Genomic DNA, 5,727 nt, shown 5'->3' on the forward strand with positions numbered 1-5,727 from the left:
CATCGTCCATTCTTCTTCCAGCTAGAATTGAAGCCCCCCCCGACGGCATCCACCGCCACCCCCCATCGCCTCCGGCGACCACCGCCCAACCACGTAACCTACGTGTTTGGACGGCGACCGCCTTCACAGGCGCACGGGAGATGACCGTGATGCCGTCAAGGTGCTTACGATCCAGCGCAAGCACCAGGGGACGTGGGTTAGGGCATCATTTGGACGTCAGAGCCCACTGGCGCCACCGGGATGGACGCCCATCGCGCCCCTCCCCGTCCAACTAGGGCGTAAAGGGTTCTTCATACGCTCTAAGGCGTATTGAGGCGCACCCTCTCGCCCAATACACTATAAGTTAAAAACAAATAAAAACCTTTTGCTCCGTTACACGTGGCTAGAATAACTTACCCTGTGTCTTCACCACGGCATTAGACTTGATAACTTCAAAGTATAACTTCTTTCTAATTTGCACCGGCTCGGCAACAACACAGTACAGGGTTCGATTAATCACTTTACCGCACACCAACTGAGGAATCGTTGGCTTTACTGACACGTCATCATCAAACGTTAGCTTAATGACGCCGGATAGCTCATACGGCGGTGTCTGTTGAATCTCTTTATTCTCATTAACTGAAAAAATAGAAGACGGACTTACGAAACGAGACGCACCCGTGCGGGTGCTATCATTCACTTTTTGCGATTGCATGACAATAACTAGATCGTTGAGGTATTTAAGCGTTACGGTTCGCTAGTTCTTCCTTAAGCTCCTCTAGGTACTCCTTTAGTGCTTCTTTGGCTTTGGATTTTATTCCTACTGCCGTCTCAGACCTTACTATAATCGTGACAACGCCGATAGGAGCCTGGCAATAGCCTACACATTCAACATCTATCTCAACGTCATCACTGTAACCTTTGTCAAAAATCAGCACAATTTTACGGTACTCTTCGCTATCTTGATAAACATACGTGACCTGACTATACCTACTCTGATGAGGCGAATAAGCTCTAGCTATGGTTTCAAAAAACCTGGCTCCAGACATAGAAGAAACAACAGAAGATGACTTCCTAACTTTTGATATGTTTTTAATAGCCCACTCGATCAACTCGATTTTATTCTCCAGCTTTGATGACATGAGTATCTAATTAGCAAAACTAAAAAACAATGTGACTTATGCGTTTTTGCACTGTCCATGAATCAAATTATAGACGTCAATGACTCCATAACAGCTATTGATTGCTAGCTTAGCTCTCTCCATATCGTCATATTCTAACGCATTCAGCTTGCCCATGACTTTAAACATGTTTACGATCTGCATGTACATATCTATTAGTATCTGAATCTCGCTTAGCTTCTGTAATTGTTCGTGTTGGTCTAGATGTTCGTTTTGAATGAAATCATCTACCAGTCTGGTCATTTCAGATTGTATCTTAACTAATTCATCTACTAGATGCTTCACATTGTAATCTTCTAATTTCTTGCTTGTTATCACCTTAACAGCGTATTCTGACGAAGACTTAACGTATTGTAGATAGTACTTCATTCCGTTTGCATTCTTTTTTAGATTCTCATCATCGATCTTAATCATCGTTGTATTCATGTACTTTAGAATGTATTGCTCTAGTTCTTCTAATGGCTTTTGTAATTTCTCAATGCGATAACCGAGTATGTTATGCACTCTAACCTTAGCCTTGAAACTATTCAGCTTAATCAGTAATGTTAGATAATTAAAATCTTCAGCAACGTAATTATGATGATAAATAAACCCGTTTAGTTGTACAATTAAGTCAGCAACATCTCTGTTTAAATCAGCCAAATTGAATAGATCCCATTCTCTAGATAGCAAGTACAGGGCGTTTAGCCCCAACTGTGTCACCCTTAACTCTTCAGTCACAGCCTTCTGAAAGTTTATCAACGCATCAAGAATATCTAATTTTTCTTGTACGTGTTTAATTGACATTTAACTCACCATAAGCATTTAGTTGTCAGAGGTTAATAACCTTTTCGGTAAACTGACATGCCTGAAAATTTCATATGTTTTTGACATTATTTGAAATGTTGACACACATTCAGCAACCCAGTTAGCTCTTTCCATATCGTACTCATAAATAGACGATAGTTTTACCAAGTCCTCATCATTCAACGGTTCAACTAGTATCATGAAAGTGGGATAATTGTCATTTATCACCGAGTCTAACACCTTAACGTATCTAGCAATGTAACGTTTCCAGTTTGGTAGCGAACACAAAAGTGAAATAGGCGAACCGTCCACTATCGTACCGCCGGGTATTTCTTTAAGGAAGTCATGAAACTCTCTATCAATTTCGTTTTTAGGACTATAACGTACCAGTCTCATGTTAAGTGCGTCAGATACTATTTTCGATATCTGACTCTTGCCAGCCATTGGTATACCGTCAATTACCACCTTCATCTGATTAACTGATATCTTCCACTGTTTGCCAATTTCATTAACTAGATTGATAACATCCCCGGCTTTGAACTCAACGCTAAAGTTATAATTATCAATCACTTAACATCACCTTCTGAATTTGTGCTATAATCTCATCTCTACACTCACTAATGCTTTCACATGATGTTACTATCTCTATCACCTTCCTCTTTTCGTTAGTTACTGTGATGGTATTGTGACTCTCCTTTAACTTCAAGATCAGCATGTCATTATTCTCCAGTACCATAACCTCTTTTTGACCAGCATCTGGAATTTCATTTATCATTTTGATGACCCAGTCAAAAAACTTGGTTCCAACAGAGTAGTCTATCTTGTTTTCAAAATTCATGAATGAACACCCCACTCAAAAATGAACATGAAAAAAACCACAAATCTTAACTTTTCGCTTTGTCTTGAATTAGAACATTGCATATCTAGTTATTGCTTTGACTGCTATTTAAATATTTCTGTTTGAACTCCTCAGTGATGTCTTTCATGGTTTTTGAATCATAAACTACAAACTTAGTCTCTGGGTTATCTCTAGCAAACTCGATTATCTCATCCTTCGTGACTGGTACTAATACAGTTATAACATCGTCAATCATGATCTCCTCGCCGTCAGAGCTTATCTCCTGTATGTCTACGTCTTGTACCTCAAGCATGTAGGGGTACTGGTGATGATCCCTTACTTCATACTTTAGATCTTCCAACAACATTAGACTGGTTCACCTATCTTTTTCTCATCACCAGAGTATTTAAGTCTTGCTTTAACCAGGACTTTCTTAGGTACAGTGATGCTAACATTGTATGCTAAACGTGATTTGATAGCCTTGAAGTTTTGAAACAGGTACATTTTGAGAGGATCAGGATCATAGTGTATTTCCACATCTTGGTCTTTTTTTACACCTTTAGCAACAATGTTTTTCTTCCCGATCGCCACATTTCCGTCTCTGCGATAATTAACCGGTACCCACTCCCCAGGATCTTGTGTGAAAAAGTAGAGTTTTTTGCCTAAATGGTAAATGTTACCCTCTTTTTCTATCTTCAACTGTCCCAAACCATCACCTAGTGTCTTAAACTTCAGTTTGGTATCTAATATCTTAACTTCGCTATACTCTCTTATCTCTCGAGTAAGGTGAAGTGAATCCGTGTCAGTGTACTGTAACCCTTCCTTATTCTGTTTCATTAACTGATAAAGGTATAACCTAGCGTATGCGGTGACGTAACTGGCGATGGCTACGGAGTATCGAGGTGTTAACTCTTCCTTTGTGTAGACAATTTCATCTATCCGTGTGTATACTTTACCGTTAAATAGAGTGCGTCCTTCTCTCTTGATTATGTTAAGTATTTCCGGATCCTTCACTATCATAGCTCTTGCTTTATGCAAACCAAACTTACCGTAGGCGCTATTGAGTATCATTTTAGCTACTGTCCTAAGCGTTTGCCCTTCTACTCCACCTTTCTTTTCACCTTGCTTTTTCATTTCGTAGTATTTATCAATAAACTCGGTAAACAGATAGTCAGATTTAAACCATTTACTACTAATAAACTGTATCTTGCATTCCTCATAACGTAACGCTTGTACTTCCGGAGTAGTTAAGACAGCTTCATTTTCTAATACTTGGGTAAGAATGTTCTCACCGTTAAATCTTGTCTTAGTGACAACTGGCATTAAGTCAGTATCGCATTTGAATCTGACACGGTGGAATCCTAGATAACCACGCTTGATAGCTTGATTGAATGACATGTCATCTTTTACTGGCATAGTAGGATATCTAAAGGAGCGCATGACCGTAGGGTACAGTGAATTTACGTCATAAACCTTTTGTCTTTCACTGAATGATGAAATCACTAGTGGATCTACACGTCCGCCTCGATAGCTTTCAATTATCATAGGATCATTTATTTCAGTTATTACGCCCGCATATTTGTCAGGATCCATAAGCGCTTTCTTTAATCCCTGAGCTTCTGGCATCATTTTTAAGAGTATTCGGAATGAAATGCTAGGTAGAGTTGTACCATGTGTTTCAATTCTATTAAAAAATCTAGTTAAAACTATGTGAAGCGCCCTAGCGTCATTTCTAGCAAGCTCCTCGCCGTGTTCATTAACGTAATTATTCCACTCTTCAGGGTTAGTCTCTATCTTATCGTAGTTTATTTGCGCCTCTTCCTTGTAATTTAACTCTGGTGCAAACGTCTTAATAGCGTTCTTTAGCGAAGTTGTCAGTATAGGCATACTATCCCTTACCCACGTACCACCCGCAAAGTTAATGGAGAATGGAGCATCAAAGCTAGCGTCCTCAATCATGTCAGCAAACATTGATATCCTCAGAAGCGACATATCGTACTTGGCGTTATGGATAAAGATGGTAGACTTAGCGTTTATCATGTACTCTAACACTTTTTTCTGATCCGTAAAACACGTCTCTGACGTTCCGTCACTGAAACATCCCACAGCAAAAACGTGACGAATTTCATCACCTTCTCGTTTAAACTTTGCCTCACTATCATACGTAAGAAATTTCATACTTAATTGTTTCTAATGCGGGGATTAAAAGCTTGTGTATCCGTGATATCATCATAAATAACGGTGAGGCTTATGCTACATGCAATGACGATGAGAAAAGGATAGTCATGTGTGCTTTCGAGAAGTACAAACGAATACTTGAGGAAGCGAGAGTCAAGCGGGCACTTAAGGAAAAATTCAACACTACAGAAAAGGAGAAGATAGCACTAGCAGAGTGCTTTGCCGATCACCCTAACCGTGAGTACTATGTTACCGTACCGTCCCTATTGCTTAGAGACAATGATGATATGTGTTTTTACTCATTTCAGCAACCTCTAGCATTGGGTAACGCCGAGTGCAAGTTTGTGAAAGTTGGCTATCCTATTCTAGAAGGAGACTTTAACGTTCACGATAGCACGTACGTTTTAGCAGGCGAGTTAGGGGTTATGGACTTTTTGGCACGGACTAAGGGTATAATGTGCGATGACAAGTGTAAAGAAGCGGGTTATCTAGTTTTGCCTATCGCAACGTTGCTTTTTTACGAAGCGTTTGGCACAACGTTATTGCCTAAGTTCAGCATAAGAAAAGTTATAATTGACGGACAAGAAAAGCCATTTAGAGATTTCGCAGTTAAAAAAGTTGAAGACGCTATAGCAAAACTTGGCGTACATGATGAAAAATTAGACTACGCTCTTGGCAAGGTTAAAAGTGCTAGTTTTCTCAAGAGTTTTATCTTGTCTGTTATTCCATCGATCTAGAATGTAAGAGATAGCATTTTCTAGCGCA

7 protein-coding genes are annotated in these 5,727 nt (G+C 39.7%); 1 reads left to right on the forward strand and 6 read right to left on the reverse strand.

All coding sequences use genetic code 11. The features are described from left to right. Positions 1 to 719 precede the first annotated feature (719 nt). The 6 genes from QXR92_04405 to QXR92_04430 all read right to left on the reverse strand — a co-directional run bounded on the left by QXR92_04405 (position 720) and on the right by QXR92_04430 (position 4,824). Positions 720 to 1,121 (reverse strand): hypothetical protein, encoded by a 402-nt coding sequence (locus tag QXR92_04405; GenBank protein ID MEM0319241.1) that lies wholly within the window; start codon positions 1,119 to 1,121, stop codon positions 720 to 722. A gap of 36 nt (positions 1,122 to 1,157) precedes the next feature. Next, positions 1,158 to 1,946 carry a hypothetical protein gene (locus QXR92_04410; GenBank protein ID MEM0319242.1) on the reverse strand — a complete coding sequence of 263 codons (789 nt, stop codon included), beginning with the start codon at positions 1,944 to 1,946 and terminating at the stop codon, positions 1,158 to 1,160. 18 nt (positions 1,947 to 1,964) lie between these two features. Continuing rightward, complete coding sequence (locus tag QXR92_04415; protein ID MEM0319243.1) at positions 1,965 to 2,516, reverse strand: hypothetical protein; 552 nt, start codon at positions 2,514 to 2,516, stop codon at positions 1,965 to 1,967. Then, on the reverse strand, positions 2,509 to 2,784 hold the full coding sequence (locus QXR92_04420) for a hypothetical protein (GenBank protein MEM0319244.1): 276 nt from the start codon (positions 2,782 to 2,784) through the stop codon (positions 2,509 to 2,511). Before QXR92_04420 ends, QXR92_04415 begins: the two co-directional genes overlap by 8 nt. Positions 2,785 to 2,869: 85 nt before the next feature. After that, positions 2,870 to 3,151 carry a hypothetical protein gene (locus QXR92_04425; GenBank protein MEM0319245.1) on the reverse strand — a complete coding sequence of 94 codons (282 nt, stop codon included), beginning with the start codon at positions 3,149 to 3,151 and terminating at the stop codon, positions 2,870 to 2,872. Beyond that, complete coding sequence (locus tag QXR92_04430) at positions 3,151 to 4,824, reverse strand: DNA polymerase (protein MEM0319246.1); 1,674 nt, start codon at positions 4,822 to 4,824, stop codon at positions 3,151 to 3,153. The genes QXR92_04425 and QXR92_04430 overlap by 1 nt, the downstream gene beginning before the upstream one ends. A 170-nt stretch (positions 4,825 to 4,994) precedes the next feature. On the opposite strand from QXR92_04430, the gene QXR92_04435 reads away from it, so the two are divergent. Next, the gene (locus QXR92_04435) at positions 4,995 to 5,699 is read left to right on the forward strand and encodes a hypothetical protein (protein MEM0319247.1); all 705 of its coding nucleotides are present in this window, start codon (positions 4,995 to 4,997) and stop codon (positions 5,697 to 5,699) included. Positions 5,700 to 5,727: the final 28 nt, after the last annotated feature.

This window comes from Fervidicoccaceae archaeon (assembly GCA_038734945.1).
Lineage (GTDB): Archaea > Thermoproteota > Thermoprotei_A > Sulfolobales > Fervidicoccaceae > ARK-14.